This window comes from Pseudomonas sp. WS 5412 (assembly GCF_012985615.1).
In the GTDB taxonomy this organism is placed as follows: Bacteria; Pseudomonadota; Gammaproteobacteria; order Pseudomonadales; family Pseudomonadaceae; genus Aquipseudomonas; species Aquipseudomonas shahriarae.
Window position 1 is genome coordinate 251,401 of the sequence record NZ_JAARMB010000004.1, and the last position, 18,137, is coordinate 269,537.

12 protein-coding genes are annotated in these 18,137 nt (G+C 63.1%); 1 reads left to right on the forward strand and 11 read right to left on the reverse strand.

All coding sequences use genetic code 11. From position 1 onward, the window contains the following. Positions 1-3 precede the first annotated feature (3 nt). The 7 genes from HBR94_RS08165 to urtA form a co-directional block, all read right to left on the reverse strand. The gene (locus HBR94_RS08165) at positions 4-306 is read right to left on the reverse strand and encodes an urease subunit gamma (protein ID WP_032862374.1); all 303 of its coding nucleotides are present in this window, start codon (positions 304-306) and stop codon (positions 4-6) included. Positions 307-392: 86 nt separating this feature from the next. After that, a complete protein-coding gene (locus HBR94_RS08170; RefSeq protein WP_057444483.1) occupies positions 393-1,232 on the reverse strand; it encodes an urease accessory protein UreD in 840 nt (279 codons plus the stop codon). A gap of 31 nt (positions 1,233-1,263) precedes the next feature. Beyond that, complete coding sequence (gene urtE, locus HBR94_RS08175; RefSeq protein WP_170044485.1) at positions 1,264-1,962, reverse strand: urea ABC transporter ATP-binding subunit UrtE; 699 nt, start codon at positions 1,960-1,962, stop codon at positions 1,264-1,266. A gap of 181 nt (positions 1,963-2,143) precedes the next feature. After that, positions 2,144-2,977, reverse strand: coding sequence for an urea ABC transporter ATP-binding protein UrtD (gene urtD / locus HBR94_RS08180; protein ID WP_169960030.1), 834 nt, complete (start codon positions 2,975-2,977; stop codon positions 2,144-2,146). A gap of 23 nt (positions 2,978-3,000) precedes the next feature. Beyond that, positions 3,001-4,080: an urea ABC transporter permease subunit UrtC gene (gene urtC / locus HBR94_RS08185; protein WP_057437513.1), complete on the reverse strand. Its 1,080-nt coding sequence runs from the start codon at positions 4,078-4,080 to the stop codon at positions 3,001-3,003. Beyond that, complete coding sequence (gene urtB, locus HBR94_RS08190; RefSeq protein ID WP_128593127.1) at positions 4,080-5,582, reverse strand: urea ABC transporter permease subunit UrtB; 1,503 nt, start codon at positions 5,580-5,582, stop codon at positions 4,080-4,082. Before urtB ends, urtC begins: the two co-directional genes overlap by 1 nt. Before the next feature lie 84 nt (positions 5,583-5,666). Continuing rightward, positions 5,667-6,932, reverse strand: coding sequence for an urea ABC transporter substrate-binding protein (gene urtA, locus HBR94_RS08195; protein ID WP_057437515.1), 1,266 nt, complete (start codon positions 6,930-6,932; stop codon positions 5,667-5,669). A gap of 301 nt (positions 6,933-7,233) precedes the next feature. Between urtA and HBR94_RS08200 the strand changes: the two genes are divergently transcribed. After that, positions 7,234-13,161: a DUF4329 domain-containing protein gene (locus tag HBR94_RS08200; RefSeq protein WP_170044486.1), complete on the forward strand. Its 5,928-nt coding sequence runs from the start codon at positions 7,234-7,236 to the stop codon at positions 13,159-13,161. Positions 13,162-13,213: 52 nt separating this feature from the next. Here HBR94_RS08200 and HBR94_RS08205 read toward each other — a convergent pair whose 3' ends face one another. From HBR94_RS08205 to HBR94_RS08220, 4 genes are read right to left on the reverse strand one after another with little or no spacing between them, the layout of a single operon-like run. Continuing rightward, positions 13,214-14,224, reverse strand: a complete 1,011-nt coding sequence (locus HBR94_RS08205; RefSeq protein ID WP_169959872.1) for an iron ABC transporter permease — start codon at positions 14,222-14,224, stop codon at positions 13,214-13,216. Further along, positions 14,221-15,168: an ABC transporter substrate-binding protein gene (locus HBR94_RS08210; protein WP_170044487.1), complete on the reverse strand. Its 948-nt coding sequence runs from the start codon at positions 15,166-15,168 to the stop codon at positions 14,221-14,223. Before HBR94_RS08210 ends, HBR94_RS08205 begins: the two co-directional genes overlap by 4 nt. Further along, the gene (locus HBR94_RS08215) at positions 15,165-15,953 is read right to left on the reverse strand and encodes an ABC transporter ATP-binding protein (RefSeq protein WP_057437525.1); all 789 of its coding nucleotides are present in this window, start codon (positions 15,951-15,953) and stop codon (positions 15,165-15,167) included. Before HBR94_RS08215 ends, HBR94_RS08210 begins: the two co-directional genes overlap by 4 nt. A 37-nt stretch (positions 15,954-15,990) precedes the next feature. Continuing rightward, the gene (locus HBR94_RS08220) at positions 15,991-18,099 is read right to left on the reverse strand and encodes a TonB-dependent receptor (RefSeq protein WP_170044488.1); all 2,109 of its coding nucleotides are present in this window, start codon (positions 18,097-18,099) and stop codon (positions 15,991-15,993) included. Positions 18,100-18,137 lie beyond the last annotated feature (38 nt).

The following is an 18,137-nucleotide window of genomic DNA, read 5'->3' on the forward strand; positions in this document are numbered from 1 at the left end:
GCCTCAGGCGATGGGTTGGTGGACGGTCACCAGTTTGGTGCCGTCCGGGAAAGTGGCTTCAACCTGGATATCCGGGATCATCTCCGGGATGCCTTCCATCACTTGCTCGCGACTGAGCAGGGTGGTGCCAAAGTGCATCAGGTCGGCCACGGTGCGCCCGTCGCGCGCGCCTTCAAGCAGGGCGGCGGAGATATAGGCGATGGTTTCCGGGTAATTGAGCTTCACCCCGCGCGCCAGGCGGCGCTCGGCCACCAGGCCTGCGGTGAAGATCAGCAGTTTGTCTTTTTCCCTTGGGGTCAGGTCCATGGTCAGCAGTCCGTCATAAAAAGCATTCTAAAAAACACCGAAGATTCATTGTGGGAACCCGCTCCCACACAAGCCCGGTTCCACCTTCATGTGTTCCAAATTCTTGGGGGTACAGCCTCACGCCCCAGCAGTGCCGGGCGCAACAGTCGCCATAAATCAATCAACCACGCCCGCGCCAGCAGGGTCTCGCTGGCCAGGCAGCGCGCCACCAGCAAGCCCGGCAACTGGGTCAGGTCGCCGCGTACTGCATGGGGCAGGGCGCGACACTGTTCCAGCAGTTCACTGTCGATTTCACCGGTCACCAGCAAGGTGGCAAACACCGGCTGGCCATCCAGGCCGATCGGCGAGTCGAGTAGGCCGTCGTCGCCGACGATGCGCTGGCGCTCATGCCAGAGCAACTGGCCGTCGCGGCGGATGTCCAGGTGCGACTGGAAGTGCCCGCGCTCGAAACGCTCGCCACTGGCCGGGCGCCCCAGCGCCACCACATCCCAGTACAACAGCCGGGCGTCGCCGTGCAGGTCGATGCGGGTGCTGAGTTCGGCCTGGGCCGCACTGAACACGATGGTTTCCTGGGGCAGCCACTCCAGGGTGGCGCCGGCCTCGACCGTCAAGGCCACCTGCTGATAGGCCGGCCCGCTGGCGCGGTACCACTTGGCAGCGCCGGGGCTGGTCAATTGCGCCCACGCGCCCTCAGCCAGGTGGGCGGTGATCTCCAGGCGATCCCCTCCGGCAATCCCGCCCGGCGGGTGCACGATGATGTGCTGGCACACCTCGGGGCCTTCGGCGTACAGGTGCTTTTGCACCCGCAGCGGGCCCAGGTGGCGGCGCATCACCGGGCGTGTGCTGGCGCCGAAGCGTGCATAGCCCAACTCCAGCGCGGCGTGCCAGCTGGGGGTGAACAGGGCGGTGGGGGCAGGAACGGTCATGGTCAGGGCTTAATCAACGGGACGCTACAGATTAGATGGTAACCAGGCCGCGTACACCGTCGGCCTCCATATTTTCACCACGGCCCTGCTGGACGATCTCACCCCGGGACATCACCAGGTATTGATCGGCCAGTTCGGCGGCAAAATCGTAGAACTGTTCCACCAGCAAAATCGCCATGTCGCCGCGCTCGGCGAGCTTCTTGATCACCGCGCCGATCTCCTTGATCACCGACGGCTGGATACCTTCGGTGGGCTCATCGAGGATCAACAGGCGCGGACGGCTGGCCAGGGCGCGCCCGATGGCCAGTTGTTGCTGTTGCCCACCGGACAGGTCGCCACCGCGCCGGTGCTTCATTTGCAGCAGCACGGGGAACAGCTCGTAGATAAACGCCGGGACTTGCTTGGCTTCGCTGCCGGGAAAACGCGACAGGCCCATCAGCAGGTTTTCTTCCACCGTCAGCCGGCCGAAAATCTCGCGGCCCTGGGGCACGTAGGCGATGCCGGCGTGTACCCGCTGGTGCGGCTTGAAGCCGGTGATGGCCTTGCCTTCCCAGTTCACCGCACCTTCCTTGGCGGGCAGCAGGCCCATCAGGCATTTGAGCAGGGTGGTCTTGCCCACGCCGTTACGGCCGAGCAGGCAGGTGACCTCACCGACTTTCACGTCGAACGAAAGGCCGCGCAGGATGTGGCTGCCGCCGTAGTACTGGTGCAGCTTGTCGACTTGCAACATGTTCAAACTCTCCTCAAATCCCTGGTAGGAACCGGATCAACTGTGGGAGCTGGCTTGCCTGCGATGGCATCACCTCGGTCCATCAGACATACCGAGTTGTCTGGATCGCAGCGATGCGGCGATCCGACAAGGCAGCTCCCACATTTGATTTGGTTCCCACAGTAAGCGGTCTGTGTCTGGCTCAACGACCGAGGTATACCTCGATCACCCGCTCGTTTTCCTGCACCTGCTCCAGCGACCCTTCGGCCAGCACGCTGCCCTGGTGCAGCACCGTCACATGGTCGGCAATCGAGCCGACAAAGCCCATGTCGTGCTCCACCACCATCAGCGAATGCTTGCCCGCCAGGCGCTTGAACAGTTCGGCGGTGAACTCGGTCTCGGCGTCGGTCATGCCGGCCACCGGCTCGTCGAGCAGCAACAGTTGCGGGTCTTGCATCAGCAGCATGCCGATTTCCAGGAACTGCTTCTGGCCGTGGGACAGCAAGCCGGCCGGGCGCTGTACCGACGTGGTCAGGCGAATAGTGTCGAGCACCTCCTCAATGCGGTCTTTCTGTTCACCGCTCAGACGCGCGCGCAGGCTGGCCCACACCGATTTGTCGGTCTTCTGTGCCAGCTCCAGGTTCTCGAACACGCTCAGGGCTTCGAACACCGTGGGCTTCTGGAACTTGCGGCCAATACCGGCCTGGGCGATCTGCACTTCGCTCATGCGCGTCAGGTCCAGGGTCTCACCGAACCACGCCTTGCCGTGGCTGGGGCGGGTCTTACCGGTGATGACGTCCATCAGCGTGGTCTTGCCCGCGCCGTTGGGGCCGATGATGCAGCGCAATTCGCCGACGCCGATGTACAGGTTCAAGTCGTTGAGGGCCTTGAAACCATCGAAGCTGACGCTGATATCTTCCAGGGTCAGGATCGTGCCATGGCGGGTATTGAGGCCCTTGCCGGCGGCCTGGCCGAGGCCGATGGCGTCGCGGCTGGTGCCCTGGTCGCGGTTCGGTTCGATGATCGGTTCGAGCATGAACTGGTCGGTTGCCGTGACTCTCATTGTTCGCCCCTTTTCTTCAGCAGGCCGATGATGCCCTTGGGCAGGTACAGGGTGACGATAATGAACAGTGCCCCCAGGAAGAACAGCCAGTACTCCGGGAAGGCCACGGTGAACCAGCTCTTCATGCCGTTGACCACGCCGGCACCCAGCAGTGGGCCGATCAGTGTGCCGCGCCCGCCCAGGGCCACCCATACGGCGGCTTCGATGGAGTTGGTCGGCGACATTTCACTGGGGTTGATGATGCCCACTTGCGGCACGTACAGCGCCCCGGCGAGGCCGCACAGCACCGCGCTCAACACCCACACAAACAGCTTGAAGCCACGCGGGTCATAGCCGCAGAACATCAGACGGTTTTCCGCGTCGCGCAGGGCCGTCAGCACCCGCCCGAACTTGCTCCGGGCCAGGCGCCAGCCGATAAACAGGCTGCCCACCAACAGCAGCACCGTGGCCAGGAACAGCACCGCGCGGGTACCGGGCTCGGTGATACCGAAGCCCAGGATGCTGCGGAAGTTGGTAAAGCCGTTATTGCCGCCAAAGCCGGTCTCGTTGCGGAAAAACAACAGCATCCCGGCAAAGGTCAGGGCCTGGGTCATGATCGAGAAATACACGCCCTTGATCCGCGAGCGAAAGGCAAAAAAGCCGAACACCAGCGCCAGCAAACCCGGGGCCAACACCACCAGGCACAGGGCCCAGAGGAAGTGCTGGGTACCGAGCCAATACCACGGCAGTTCGGTCCACGACAGGAAGGTCATGAACGCCGGCAACTCGCTGCCGGCGGCCTGGCGCATCAGGTACATGCCCATGGCATAACCGCCGAGGGCGAAGAACAGGCCGTGCCCCAGGGACAACATACCGGCGTAGCCCCACACCAGGTCCAGGGCCAGGGCGACGATGGCGTAGCAGAGGATCTTGCCCACCAGCGTCAGGGTGTAGGCCGAGACATGCAATGCGTTATCGGCAGGCAGCAGCGACAGCAGCGGCAACGCCAGCAGCACGGCGAGGATCACCACACCCACCGCGATCGTTACCTTGGGGCCGGCCTTTTGCGCGGCTGTAAGCATCAATGGCTGGTTCATCAGTCGATCACCCGTCCTTTCAGTGCGAAGAGTCCTTGCGGGCGTTTCTGGATAAACAGAATGATCAGCGCGAGGATCAGGATCTTGCCGAGTACGGCACCGATCTGCGGTTCGAGAATCTTGTTGGCGATCCCCAGGCCAAAGGCGGCCATGACGCTGCCGGCCAACTGGCCGACCCCGCCGAGTACCACCACCAGGAACGAGTCGATGATGTAGCTCTGGCCCAGGTCCGGGCCGACGTTGCCGATCTGGCTCAGGGCCACGCCACCTAAGCCGGCGATACCCGAACCGAGGCCAAAGGCGAGCATGTCCACACGCCCGGTGGGCACGCCGCAGCAGGCGGCCATGTTGCGGTTCTGGGTCACGGCACGCACGTTGAGGCCCAGGCGGGTCTTGTTCAGCAGCAGCCAGGTCAGCACCACCACGCACAACGCAAAGCCGATGATCACGATGCGGTTGTACGGCAGCACCAGGTTGGGCAGCACCTGGATCCCGCCCGACAGCCAGGCCGGGTTGGCCACTTCGACGTTCTGTGCACCGAACAGCAGGCGCACCAGTTGGATCAGCATCAGGCTGATGCCCCAGGTGGCGAGCAAGGTTTCCAGGGGGCGGCCGTAGAGGTGACGGATCACCGTGCGTTCCAGGGCCATGCCGATGCCGGCGGTGACAAAAAACGCCACCGGCAGCGCGATCAGCGGGTAGAACTCGATTGCCTGGGGCATGTAGCGCTGCATCAGCAACTGCACCACGTAGGTGGAGTAGGCACCGAGCATCAACATCTCGCCGTGGGCCATGTTGATCACCCCGAGCAAGCCGAAGGTGATCGCCAGGCCCAGGGCCGCCAGCAGCAGGATCGAACCCAGGGACATGCCGCTGAAGGCTTGCCCGAGGATCTCGCCCACCAGCAACTTGCGCTTGACCTGGGCCAGGCTGGTTTCGGCGGCGGTGTGCACCCCGGCATCGGTTTCCACGCCGGGCGCCAGCAAGGCTTCCAGGCGCGTGCGGGCCAGCGGGTCGCCGGTGCTGCCAAGCAGGCGCACGGCAGCCAGGCGCACGGCCGGATCGGGGTCGACCAGTTGCAGGTTGGCGAGGGCCAGGCTCAGGGCACTGTGGACGTCGTCGTCGGCTTCGCTGGCGAGTTGCTGGTCGAGGAATTTCAGTTGCGCAGGCTGCGCGCTTTTTTGCAGGGTCCGCGCAGCGGCCAGGCGCACCGTGGGATCGGCGGCGAGCAGTTGTTGGCTGGCCTGCACATTATCGATCAGGCCGCGCAGGCGGTTGTTCAGGCGCACGGTCTTGGGTTCGCCGTTGACCGTGAGTTGGCCTTGTTGCAGGGCGTTGACCAACTCGATGCGCGCCGGGTCAGGCTGGGCGGCCCAGTCCTGCAACAGCTTGGCTTGTTGGCTCGGGTTGGCGGCGAGGAAGTCTTCGGCATCACCGGCGTGTGCGGCCAGGGGCAGCAGCAGCAGGCAGGCCAGGAGGAAGCGGTGGAGGGCAGTGGGCATAAACAAATGTCCTGGTCATGCGCGGACTAGGTTTATGTGGGAGCGGCGATTCGACCTGCTCCCACATTTGATCTGTGGTGCGGTTTAGTTGCTCTTCACCGCGTGATCCGGCTTCTTGTCATTGCCAGGGATGTACGGGCTCCACGGCTGGGCACGGATCGGCCCTTCGGTCTGCCACACCACCGAGAACTGGCCGTCGGACTGGATCTCGCCAATCATCACCGGCTTATGCAGGTGGTGGTTGGTCTTGTCCATGGTCAGGGTGTAGCCCGACGGTGCCGCAAAAGTCTGGCCGGCCAGGGCTTCGCGCACCTTGTCGACGTCGGTGGACTTGGCTTTCTCAGCGGCCTGCGCCCACATATGGATGCCGACGTAGGTGGCTTCCATCGGGTCGTTGGTCACCGCTTTATCGGCGCCCGGCAGGTTGTGTTTCTTGGCGTAGGCTTTCCAGTCGGCGACGAACTTGGCGTTGACCGGGTTTTCTACCGACTGGAAGTAGTTCCACGCCGCCAGGTTGCCCACCAGCGGCTTGGTGTCGATGCCGCGCAGTTCTTCTTCGCCCACCGAGAACGCCACCACCGGCACCTCGGTGGCCTTCAGGCCCTGGTTGGCCAGTTCCTTGTAGAACGGCACGTTGGAGTCGCCATTGACCGTGGAGACCACGGCGGTCTTGCCGCCCGCCGAGAACTTTTTGATGTTGGCCACGATGGTCTGGTAATCGCTATGGCCGAACGGGGTGTAGACCTCTTCGATGTCCTTGTCGGCCACGCCTTTGGAATGCAGGAACGCACGCAGGATCTTGTTGGTGGTGCGCGGGTACACGTAGTCGGTGCCCAGCAGGAAGAAACGCTTGGCGCTGCCGCCTTCTTCGCTCATCAGGTATTCCACCGCCGGGATCGCCTGCTGGTTCGGCGCGGCGCCGGTGTAGAACACGTTGGGCGACATCTCTTCGCCTTCGTATTGCACCGGGTAGAACAGCAGGCCGTTGAGTTCTTCGAACACCGGCAGCACCGATTTACGCGACACCGAGGTCCAGCAGCCGAACACCACCGCGACCTTGTCCTGGGTCAGCAACTGTCGGCCCTTCTCGGCGAACAGCGGCCAGTTGGAGGCCGGGTCGACCACCACCGCTTCGAGCATCTTGCCGTTCACTCCGCCCTTGGCGTTGATCTCGTCGATGGTCATCAGCGCCATGTCCTTGAGGGACGTTTCGGAAATGGCCATGGTCCCGGACAGCGAATGCAGGATGCCGACCTTGATGGTCTCGGCGGCCTGGACGGTCCAGGTCAGGCCCATGGCGGCAATGGATGCCGACAGAGTGAAAGCCTTGATCAAGCTGCGACGCTTCATGGTGCGATCTCCAGAACTGATTATTTTCATGAGGGCAGATAGGGGCATTGCTGGAGCGTTTGCAAAGGCTGTGCCTAGTGCCTGCACCGCGCGGTTGCAGGGGCTATCGACTGGGTGGGCAAGGCACGCTGCACCAAGTGAGGGCCTGTTTTGCATGCTGGTGCGTGACGCGCGCCCGAATAGGGCAGGGCGCGGCGGCAGATAACTATCTAGCGCCCCCTGCCTGGCCGCAGCGGTGATTATTTGGCTGGTTGTGTGGCCAGCGTCTGGCCACAGCGATTATCCAATTGGAGGGGATGTCATGGAGCGACCTAAACGCGGCTGGTTCGGGGGCGGTTTGCAGTCAGATGCGGTGCTGCCGCCAGTGGGGCCGGCCTTTGCCAGCATGGATGATGCGGCTCGTTATGCTCATCAGCAGATTGGTCGGCGGCGGGATGTGGAGTACGGCGGAGTGATTCTGGAGAGCCTGGCGGATGGTTACTTTCATTCCACCGAGCCCATCGCCGGGGAGCGCAATAGTTTCGATCACTGGAAGGTACTGAAAGTCGACAGCAATGGGCAGTACCTGGCCCCGGAAGGCTATCGGTGTGTGGCCGACTACCACTCTCACCCCGATCTGTTCGATGAGTTCGAAGCCAATAATCCGCAGTTTTCCGATCGTCAGGTCCGGGCGCTGAACGGCTTTTTTTCGGACATTGATCTGGCCATCAATATTCTGGAGCGCGGTTTTTTCTCTGCGTCCTATCTGTCCGCTCCCGACGGCGCGTTGCTCAAGCATGTCACCAGCGGCTCGGAAGAGGAGCGCCGTTTCGGGGTCTGGCTTGATCAAAAGCTGCACTTCAATCATGAGGACGGGATCCCCGACAACAAACCGGAAAGCCTTATCAAGAAGGTGCTCAGTGTCAGCCAACTGTCCTTTGTGGTGTCCAGTCCCTTGTGGGGCGGTTCGGTGGGCACCGTTCCCAAGCAGTGGCAGGCGTATTCACCCTTTGCCTCACACACCTACGACCTGCCTGCCTGCGGGCCTGTCCAGGCGGGACTGACGGCTGCGTTGGCGGTGCTGCAGGCGCGCAGCCCCCAGCGGACACGGCCGGTGTTTATCCTCAAGCACGTCGACAAAGAAGACTATGTGCTGAGCGAACCCCAGGCCGATGGCGCACCGGCGCTGTCGGTTCAACAGCTCTTCCCGCGCACCCCGGATGGCAAGCGCGTGGTGCACGACCATTTTCATTGGGTCGGGGTCTATCTGGGAAAAACCCCGACGCCAGTGCGGCTCGCCGCCCTGGAACCCTGGCTGTACCGTAACTTCTTTACTCCGCTTGAGCTGGCGACCCAGCTTTATCAGGGGCACCAGGCCACGGATTTACTGGGGCCGGGGCGCCAGCTGTGGTTCTATCGCAACCTCAACGATGGCGCGTTGTTGCGATACACCTGTGGGTTTTCGGCGGCTGAGACGGAGCTTTTTCGCGTCGAGCCCAGCGGGCGGGTGGTGGATAACCAGATTGATTCGGCGCTGCTTGCCGGCACGTTGCGGCCGCGGGATTTTGTGCTGCGCGTGGCAGCAGCCGGGCATTTGGCGGTGATCCGGGCAGGGAAGATCTGGGACAAGGTTGGCCCGGTCGATGGGCACTGGCGTGCTTGTTCGTTGATTCCCAAGCCCGTCTTGAGCCCGCCTTTTGCCACGGCCGACGATGCTGCCCGCTGGGCCCACAATCGGATCGGCGAGCGGCGTGACAAGGAGTATGGCGGCGCGGTACTGAAACAGGGCGGGCGTTATTTCGCCACTGAGCCGGTGGCCGGTGCGTCCATTCAGTTTGATTTCCGCACCATGATGGCCACCGACGAGCATGACTACTTCATTGCACCGTCGCCCTATGACTGCCACGCCTTCTACCATTCGCATCCGGCAGGCTCCGCTGGGGAACAACAGCTGCACGAACAGTTTTCCGCCGACCAGGTCAGGGTGTTTATCAGCTTTTTCTCGTCGGCCGACCAGGCGTTTATCATCGGTAACCGCGAGTTCGCCCCGGCCCACTATCTCTCGGGGCCGGAGGGCTCTTTGCTCAAGTACATGAGCAGCGGCTCGGCAGCGGAGCAGAAGCTGCTCAAGCAACTGACCGGCGAGCTGGAGATCGAGCCGTTCACTGACTTTGAAGGGGCCATCTGGGGCTTTGCGGATGTTGGAGACCTGCGGGTGGTATTGCCCAATCGTGTCTGGGGCGGTGCTCGCGGTCGGATATCCAGAGGCTGGCGTCTCGGCCACCCGGTCGCCCCCGCCGGCAGTGTGCAGGAACAGCCGTTCTTTACACCGGTCGCCGGCATGGGGCATGTGGCGGCGCTGATCGCCCTGAATAATCTCGACTCGCTGCCGCCTGCTGCATACCAGGGGTTTGTCCTCAAGCATCAGACCCGCTCGTCGTATGTCGCGACGTTACCGGTGGCGGCGGGCTCGACCCTGGCAAGCCTGTTCCCGACCCGCGCCGACGGTCAGCCGAAACTGCTCTCTAACTATCGGGTGGTCGGCGTCTACCGGAACGCACCGCGCTTCGAGCCCGGGCAATTGCCGGCCAGCGAAGCCTGGTTGTACAAGCGCTTTGCCAGCCCGGCGCTGTGGGTGGACGCCATGACTCAGGCCATCGCCACCTTCGGCCTGCAAATCGCCGGACTGGGGTTCAAGCTGTATCTGCAGACCGCCGACAACGCGCTGCTGCATTGGCAGGTGCCGAGTGCGCAGACCGCCAACGAACTGTTCAGCGTGGCGGGCCAGGCAGTCACCGACAACGGCAACCAGGCCGCCTTGCTCGATGGCTCGCTGGCCCCGCGCGAGTTCGTGCGCCGGGTCATCCGCGCTGGGGAGTTGGTGGTGCTTCAGCAGGGCGGGTTATGGAACGTCCTGGGGCCGATGCATGACCTTGAGCAACTGCCGTTGGGCTTGGGCGCCATGGTGCTCAGTGCCTCGTTCCTGACGGCCGATGACGCCGCACGCCATGCCCACGAGAAGATCGGCTTTCGCCGTGGGACCGCTCTGGGTGGCTACCTCCTCAAGAAGACCGACGGGCGGTTTGTGTTCACTGATCCGGTGAGCATCCACGGTGACGGCTTTGCCTCCGACCTGCTGCTGCCGACACAGGGCAGTGGCTTGCTGGTGCCCCCGGCGGGTTATGAAATTCATGCCCGCTACGCCTCCCATGCGGCTTTGTCCTTGAGTGACCTGGGGCGCCAGCGGCGTCTTGGCTGGACCCTTGCCGACCTGGAGGTGAATATCACGATGTTCTCGGACAGGGAGATCCGCTCGGTGATCGAATCCCGGCAGCCGGCCTATCTGAGCGGGTCGCCGAACAACCTGATCGGCTACACCCCCAGTGGCTCGGCCAATGAATTGCTGGTGCTCAACAACACCACCCGCGAGCCGGGCCAGCATGGGTATTTCGAACGGTTGGAAAGCGGCAAGCTCAAGCCGGTGGACATTGTCAGCCGCCTGGCGGAGGCGGGCAATCTGCAGGTGCTGATTCGCAGCCAGTTGTGGGGGCCGCGTGGCAAGGTCTACAACGACTGGACGCCCAACTTTGAGTACGCCGAAGTGGATCTGCAAGCCCCGGCGTTTGGTGCGATTTTCAACAGCCAGGACGCGGCGGCACTCAACGCCCACGTTCGCTGGTACGGCAGGAACCTGGATGCCCAGGGAGGGGCGGCCTACATCCTCAAACACCCACAACGCGATGAATTCGTGGTCAGTGAACTGTTGCCGGTCAAGACGGACGGGCGTTGGTTGAGTGATTCCACCCGAGGCGCCGGGTATCTGGCCGGTGGCGATTTCGCCAAGGGGTTTGTCCTGGTGGGCCTGCTGTATTCACAGCAATGGCTGCCCGTGGGGCTATCCACGACAGAGGCCTGGCTGACGAGTTTTTTTGTCACGCCCGAGGTGTTGTTGCGTGCTGAAGAGGATGCCCGGAATTTACCGCGGTCTTCCACCACTCCCGTGCTGCCGGTGTATTTTTCGACGTTGGACGGGGCCTTGTTGCGGTATCAGCCCCAGGCTTCGTCATTGCTCAAGCAGAGTAGTGGCGGGGACGGTGTGACGATCCAGGGCATGAGCCTGCGCAATGGCTCCCTGGATACCCGCCGCTATATTTCGCTGATTGCCAAGGCCGGAGACTTGCGGGTGTTGTACAGCAGCCAGTGCTGGGACCGACGGGGCCCGGTGAGCGAAAACGCTGTGTTATGGCGGCCCTACAGGAACTTTATCCGTCGTCGCCTGGGGCCGGCTTTCCAGGAGCAGGATGATGCGGTGCGGCATGTGCGCTCGCAGCTGAGCAATCACGATAACGGAGGGATGGGGGGGGTGATCCTCAAACGCCCTGACGGCCTGTTCGTGGCGACCGAACCGTTGAGGGTGCCTCGGGAAGATTTCGATCCCAAGTGGATCCTGCCGGATGAAGTGGTCGCCTCCGGGGGCTTTCCGGCGGGGCACACGATTGTCGCGCGCTACCGCACCAGCCCGGTGCGGGAGTTGCCGTTTGCTCTGGAGGTCACGCAGAAAAACGTCTATCGCAACATGCTCTCCACTCGGGTGATCAGTTCATCGTTGCAGTCCCCGGACACGCGTCTGACCCGCGAGTATCTATTGGGCAGTGACGGCTGTGTGCTCAGTTACACCCGAAGCCATACAGTCCTGGAGGATGAGCTGAAAAAGGCCTTGCTGCCGTTGAAGCTCGAACGGGCGGAACTGTTGGATAACCTTGTCGAGCGCCAGATGCGCGATGGCACGCTGACCCCGGTCGAGTTTGTGTCCCGGTTGGGCCAGGCCGGTGTATTGCGGGTCGTGGAGGGGAGCCAGGTGTGGGGCCTGCCTCGCAGGATCAGCACCCCGTTCATTGCCAACCTCGACCGACCTGAGCCGTTATTGATCAGGAACTCGCTGGCCGATCCGCCGTTCAGCCCGGTCTTCACTCAGGAACAGGATGCAGTGCGCTATGCCCATGAGCACTGCAGGCACGGCGAAAGCCTGCAGTTCGGCTACATCTTCAAATCGCACAGATCGGGGCATTACATGGTCAGTCTGCCGCTGGTGCGCCAGAGCTATCGCGACTACAACCAGGTTTTCCCCCAGGGCCTGTTTCCCCAGGGCTATACGCTCGAAGGTTTCTACCTCTGTGCTACCCGGGAGGTTCTGACCGCGGAGGATGACCCGTTGCATCAGGCGTTCTTTCTGCCCTCGGATATTGATACGGGGATACGCTTCTCCATTCACGGGCTCAAGGACAAAAAACTAACGTTTTACCTGTCGTGCCTGGACGGCGCGCTGCTCAGGTATCAGTACCTTGGCACTGATGAGCAACTGGACACCCTGGGCACGCTACAGACCCTGCGTTTGCAGCTACTGCAGGGGGGCGCCCGCATGCTCGACTACGTGCGCAGCCTGATTGCCCGAGGCAATCTGGATATATTGATCGAGGGCCGGGTCTGGTCCGGCACTGTGCGGGTCGCCGCCGATTGGCGACCCGGTACGGGGGAAGGCTTTTTTGCAACCTGGCAGGCCTGTGGCCCGCTCTTTTCCCTTGCCGACGATGCAGCGCGCTCCATCCATCGCAGGCTCGCGCCGTATCGGGGGCGGGAGTACCTGGCCGCCGTATTGGGTAACCCCACGCGCACCTCGTTTGTCGGCACGCAACCATTGGCGGCCGGGCTCGATACGGCGCAGCAACTGGCACTTTTCTACACGGGGCCCGACGGGCCGGTACAGCCTCTGGTACAGCCGGTGGGCCGCCCGGTGCCGTTACCCGTGTTCCCATCGCGCTATGAAGTGGTCGCTGCCCAGCTTGTCTATAAAAGCATGCCGTCTACTCAAAGCAGTGATCCCAAGGAACAGAGGCTGATCAACAACTTTGTCGGCCCGACCCTCCTCGGATTCTATCTGCGCGTGGTACGTGCCCATGCGCAACGGCCAGCCAGCGTTTATCTGTCGGTTCGCGAAGGGGCGCTCCTCAAATACATCCCAAGTTTTTCCAGGATGGAAGAGGAAGTCATGGTGTTGGGCACCGGTCTTCAGCCCAGTGTCTTCTTGAAACGCGTGACCAGTAGCGGCGAGCTTTTTGTACTGGAGCGGGATGCCTTATGGCGGTACGAGGGACGCCTGTCAGACGCTCAGGTCGATACCCGCGACGACACGCAAACCGAAGAAATCCAGATGGATGAAGCGTTGAGGATACGCGACCGCGATGAGTTGTAAGGGCGAGGGTCAACCTGCCGATACGCCGCCGGTCGATGAGTGTTGAGGAGGCCTAGCGCCTGCGCATCAGACCAATAAAAAACAGCCCGCCAATCGCCGCCGTGGCCACGCCTATCGGCAGGTCTTCGGGGGCGATCAGGGTGCGCGCGGCGACGTCCACCCAGACCAGGAACAGGCTGCCCACCAGCACGCACACCGGCAATAAGCGCCGGTGCTCGGCGCCCACCAGGCGCCGGGCGATATGCGGCACCATCAGCCCGACAAAGCCGATAGAGCCGCTGATCGACACCAGTACGCCGGTCATCAGCGAGGCAATCAAAAACACCCGCAGCCGTACCGTGCGGGCATTCAGGCCCAGGGTCACGGCGGTCTGCTCGCCGGCCATCAGCGCGTTCAGTGGGCGGGCCATGCCCAGCAGCAACAGCAGGCCCAACAGCACGGTGGCGCTGGGAATCGCCAGCAGTTCCCAGCGTGCCAGGCCGAGGCCGCCGAGCATCCAGAACATCACCGCCGACGCGGCGCGATGGTCGCCCATGAACAGCAGCAGATTGGCCGCCGCCATCATCACAAACGACACCGCCACGCCGCACAGCAACAGGCGATCACTTTCTAGCCGGCCGTTGCGACTGGCTACCGCCAGCACCACCAGCATGCTCAGCAAGGCGCCGATAAAGGCGGCGATGGGCAGGGTCAGCAGGCCGATGATCTGGCCGACATGCAGCACCACAATCACTGCGCCCAGAGTTGCGCCCGAGGTCACGCCCAACAGGTGCGGGTCGGCCAGCGGGTTGCGGGTGACTGCCTGCAAGACCGCGCCGATCAGCGCCAGCCCGGCGCCCACCAGTGCCCCAAGCACCATGCGCGGCACGCGGATCAGCCAGACGATATGCTCCTGGCCCACCGACCAATCCACTTCGCCGATCCCCAGGGCCTTGTACAACAGAATCCGCCACACCACGTCCACCGGCACCCGCGCCGAGCCGAAGCCCAGCGAGACCACACAGGACACCAGCAGCACCGCACCCAGGGCGGCGAGCAGCAGGGCATAGCGGCGCTCGATCATTGGCCGTGGAACCCCTTGGCCAGGGTTTCCACCGCCAGCACATTGTCGATGCCCGGCGTGGCCTGCACGTAGGGGATCACGATAAAGCGTCGCTGCTTGATCGCATCCACCGATTGCAGGGCCCGGTTATCCAACAGGAACTGGATTTTCTGCTCGGCAGTGATTTCGCTGTAGTCGACGATCACGATCACCTGGGGGTTACGCTCGACGACGGTCTCCCAGTTGACCCGGGTCCAGCTGGCATCCACATCGTCGAGGATATTGCGCCCGCCGGCGGCCGCGATCAGCGCCTGGGGCATGCCCAGGCGGCCGGAGGTCATGGCGCGGTCTTCGCCGCTGTCGTAGAGAAATACCCGTGGCTGTTCGGCGGGCAGGGTTTTCTGCACGGCGCCGACCTGGGCCTGCATCCGGGCGATCAGGGCATTGGCGCGGTCCTGCACGTCGAAGATCCGGCCCAGGTTGCGCAGGTCGTTATAGGTGTCGTCCAGGGTCGCGGCCGGGCGCTTCATCACGAATGCGCACGACTCGGTCAATTCCAGCACGTTGATGCCCAACGGTTGCAGGGTTTGCGGGGTGAGATCGCCACCGACGCGCATGCCGTAGTCCCAGCCGGCGAAGAAGAAATCCACGTTGGCATTGAGCAGGGTTTCCACCGACGGATACTTGGCCGCCAGCTCCGGCAGGCCGTCGAGAAGGGTGGCCATTTGCGGGGTCACCGCCTTCCAGCCGGTCACGCCGCTGTAGCCGACCATGCGCGATTTGAGGCCCAGGGCGAGCATCATCTGGGTCATGTTGATGTCGTGGCTGACCGCGTGTTCAGGGGCTTGATTGAAGGTTACCTCGCGGTTGCAGCTCTGGATCTTCAACGGGTAGCGGGTGGCTTCGGCAAAGGCCTGGGTCGCACCGCACAGCAGGGTAAGGCACAGCAGGGAACGCAGGATCATGGTTGGGTTATCCAGGTGATTCGTGGGTAGCCGGACAAAGGGTGGGTGTCGATCAAGGCATCAACCCCGAACACCTCACGCAGCAGCTCGACGGTCAGTACTTGGTGGGGCGTGCCGCTGGCGACGATACGGCCATGGTTGATCACGTACAGGCGATCACAGAAGGCCGCGGCCAGGTTCAGGTCGTGGATGCTGGCCAGGGTGCCGATCTGCAGGCGCTTGACCAGCTTGAGCAGCTCCAGTTGGTAGCGCGGGTCGAGGTGGTTGGTCGGCTCGTCGAGGATCAGCAGTTGCGGTTGCTGGGCCAGGGCGCGGGCGAGGATCACGCGCTGCTTTTCACCGCCGGACAGGGTGGCGAAGGCATGGTCTTCAAAGCCCAGCAGGCCGACGGACTCGAGGGCCTGTTGAATCAATTGGCGGTCGTGCAGGGTATCGCTGTCGAACAGCCCTTTGTGCGGAGTGCGGCCCATGGCGACCACTTCATCGACCCGCAGGCCGAAGGCATCGGGGAATTCCTGCAGCACCACGGCGATGCGCTGGGCGCACCAGCGCGAGGATTGCTTCCACACGTTCTGGTGATCGAGGTGCACTTCGCCCTGCTCGGGTTTGCTGAAGCGGTAGGCGCAGCGCAACAGGCTGGTCTTGCCGCTGCCATTGGGCCCGATCAACCCGACAAACTCCCCGGCACCCACCTGCAGGCTGGCATCACGCAGATGGAACTGGTGATGGCAGTGGCCATGCCCCAGGGGGGACCAGGCGAGGTGGTGAAGGTTGAGTGTGGGCATCAAATATCTCAAGTCAAACAGCGATCCGGGGTGGGGGTCAGAAGGTGTAGTCCGCCGTCACGAAGAACGAGCGCGGCTCCCCCAGAATCCATTGCTGGCCGTCATTGTATTGGCTTACGGCATAGGTGCGGTCGAACAGGTTATTCAATTGCAGGCCCAATGTCGTGTTGCGCAGGGCTTTCCACGAAACAGTGGCGTCGACCACGGTGTAGCTGGGCAGCTCATTGCGGTTGGCCATGTCGGCGTAACGCGCATCCACATAACGCACGCCGGCCCCGGCGCGGATGTCGTCGGTCACGGCCTTGCTGAGCCACAGGTTGGCGGTGCGGCGCGGCACGTCCACCGGGCGATTGCCGTCGCGCGAAACCTGCAGGCCGCCGACGTTCTGCTGGAAGTCGTCGTACTGCGCCCGCACGATGGCCGCATTGGCCTGCAGTTGCCAGGCGTGGGGCAGTTGCAGGTCGAGGCTGGCCTCCAGGCCGTCGGAGGATTGCTGGCCCACCTGCTGTTTGAACTGCGGGTTGCCCGGTACATCGGTCAGCAGTTTCTTTTTGACGATATGGTAGGCCGCCAGGGTCCACTCGCCGCGCTGGTCCCAGAAGGCTTGCTTGATGCCGATTTCCGTCTGTTTGGCGGTGGACAGGTCGAACGCCTGTTGGCTTGAGTCCAGGGAGATCAGGCCGCCGACACCATCGGTGCTGGTGGCGTACTGGCCGTAGACCGAGGTGTCCGGGGTGAGGGCAAACACCAGGCCGGCCTTCCAGTTGTTGCCGGTGAGGGTCTTGTCGTTGCGTTCACCGCTGCGCAGTTCATCGCGGTCCAGGTGCACGTAGTCGCGACGGATGCCGGTGATCAGCGAGAGCCGGTCAGTCAGTTGCAGGCGGTTTTCCGCAAAGCCCGCGAACTGCTTGGTGGTGGTGGCGAACAGCGGCAGGAACGGGGTGGCACTTTCAAACGGTGCCTGGGCCGGGTGTTTCAGGTCAATGGGCTGACCTCCGGTCACTACGTCGGTAAACGGTGAATTGCTGGCCAGGCGGAAGCGGATGCGGTTGTATTCCACGCCGGTCACGGTCTGGCTGTCGAGGCCAAACAGGGTGTGTTTGAAGGTAAAGGTCTGGCGGTCGCCGACCTGTTCCTGGTTGTGCTTGATGCCGTAGAAGCCGCTGCGGGTCAGTTGCCCGGCACTGAAATTGTAGTTCTCGGCGTTCTGCCAGCGGCGCTGGGCCTTGAGGTAGTACAGCTCGTTGCGCGCGCTGACACTGTCGTTGATCTGCCACTCGCTGCTCAGGCGGGTCCACTGGTCGTTGTAATGCTGGGTGTCGTTGCTGACGTTGTAGTTCTTGTCACGCAGGCCCTTGTGCAAGTGGCCGTTGAGCAGTGGTGTGCCGAAGTAGTTCTGCGGGCGCTGGTCGCCGTAGTCGTGGGCCAGGGTGAAGCTCAGGTTGTCGGCAGCCTGCCAGCGCAGGGCGCCGCTGGCAAAATCGCTGGCCGAGTCGCCACGGTCGATAAAGCCATGGCTGCGCAGGCGGTTGAGGTTCAGGCGATAGCTCAGGGTGTCGGTCAGCGAGCCGCCACTGTCCAGGGCCTGTTGCTGGCGATCATAGGAACCGTAGCCGAGACGGATGTGGTTTTCGATCTCGCCCTCAAAGGGCTTTTTCGCGACGGTATTGACCACCGCGCCGGTGGCACCTTCGCCATACAGCACCGATGCGGGGCCGCGCAGCACGTCCACGCGCTCGACGGCCCAGGTGTCGACCGGAAAGGTCGAGGTGCCCATGCCGTTGTACAGGCGGTTGCCGTCATACAGTTGCATCACTGAGCCCTGGCCGGCAAAACCCCGAGCCTGCAGCGAGGTACCGCCGTCGCCCGGGGTGCCGGTGCGGCTGATGCCGGTGGCGCGGGAGATGGCGTCCTGCACACTGGCGTCAGCGCGTTCACGGATCTGCTCGCCGGTCTGGCTTTCGACACTGCCGGGGGTTTGCAGGGCACTGAGGCCCAGGCGCGAACCGGCGGTGGTCGGGGTGTTGAGGTCGACCGGTGCGCTGTCCACCGCCGGGGCGGTCACGGGGCTGACGGGCAGGGTCAGGGCCTGGGCACTGTTGTGCAAGGCAAGCAGGCACAGGCCGCTGGCAAGGTACTTGTTCATCGGGCGGCAGATCGCTTCTTCGAGACGGTACTCGCCGC

Bases quoted from the DNA above. Each gene is read 5' to 3' on its own strand.
- HBR94_RS08210 (WP_170044487.1), bottom strand. From the start codon at position 15,168: ATGATCCTGCGTTCCCTGCTGTGCCTTACCCTGCTGTGCGGTGCGACC.
- urtA (WP_057437515.1), bottom strand. From the start codon at position 6,932: ATGAAGCGTCGCAGCTTGATCAAGGCTTTCACTCTGTCGGCATCCATT.
- HBR94_RS08215 (WP_057437525.1), bottom strand. From the start codon at position 15,953: ATGCCCACACTCAACCTTCACCACCTCGCCTGGTCCCCCCTGGGGCAT.
- HBR94_RS08200 (WP_170044486.1), top strand. From the start codon at position 7,234: ATGGAGCGACCTAAACGCGGCTGGTTCGGGGGCGGTTTGCAGTCAGAT.
- HBR94_RS08205 (WP_169959872.1), bottom strand. From the start codon at position 14,224: ATGATCGAGCGCCGCTATGCCCTGCTGCTCGCCGCCCTGGGTGCGGTG.
- HBR94_RS08170 (WP_057444483.1), bottom strand. From the start codon at position 1,232: ATGACCGTTCCTGCCCCCACCGCCCTGTTCACCCCCAGCTGGCACGCC.
- HBR94_RS08165 (WP_032862374.1), bottom strand. From the start codon at position 306: ATGGACCTGACCCCAAGGGAAAAAGACAAACTGCTGATCTTCACCGCA.
- urtD (WP_169960030.1), bottom strand. From the start codon at position 2,977: ATGCTCGAACCGATCATCGAACCGAACCGCGACCAGGGCACCAGCCGC.
- HBR94_RS08220 (WP_170044488.1), bottom strand. From the start codon at position 18,099: ATGAACAAGTACCTTGCCAGCGGCCTGTGCCTGCTTGCCTTGCACAAC.
- urtC (WP_057437513.1), bottom strand. From the start codon at position 4,080: ATGAACCAGCCATTGATGCTTACAGCCGCGCAAAAGGCCGGCCCCAAG.
- urtB (WP_128593127.1), bottom strand. From the start codon at position 5,582: ATGCCCACTGCCCTCCACCGCTTCCTCCTGGCCTGCCTGCTGCTGCTG.
- urtE (WP_170044485.1), bottom strand. From the start codon at position 1,962: ATGTTGCAAGTCGACAAGCTGCACCAGTACTACGGCGGCAGCCACATC.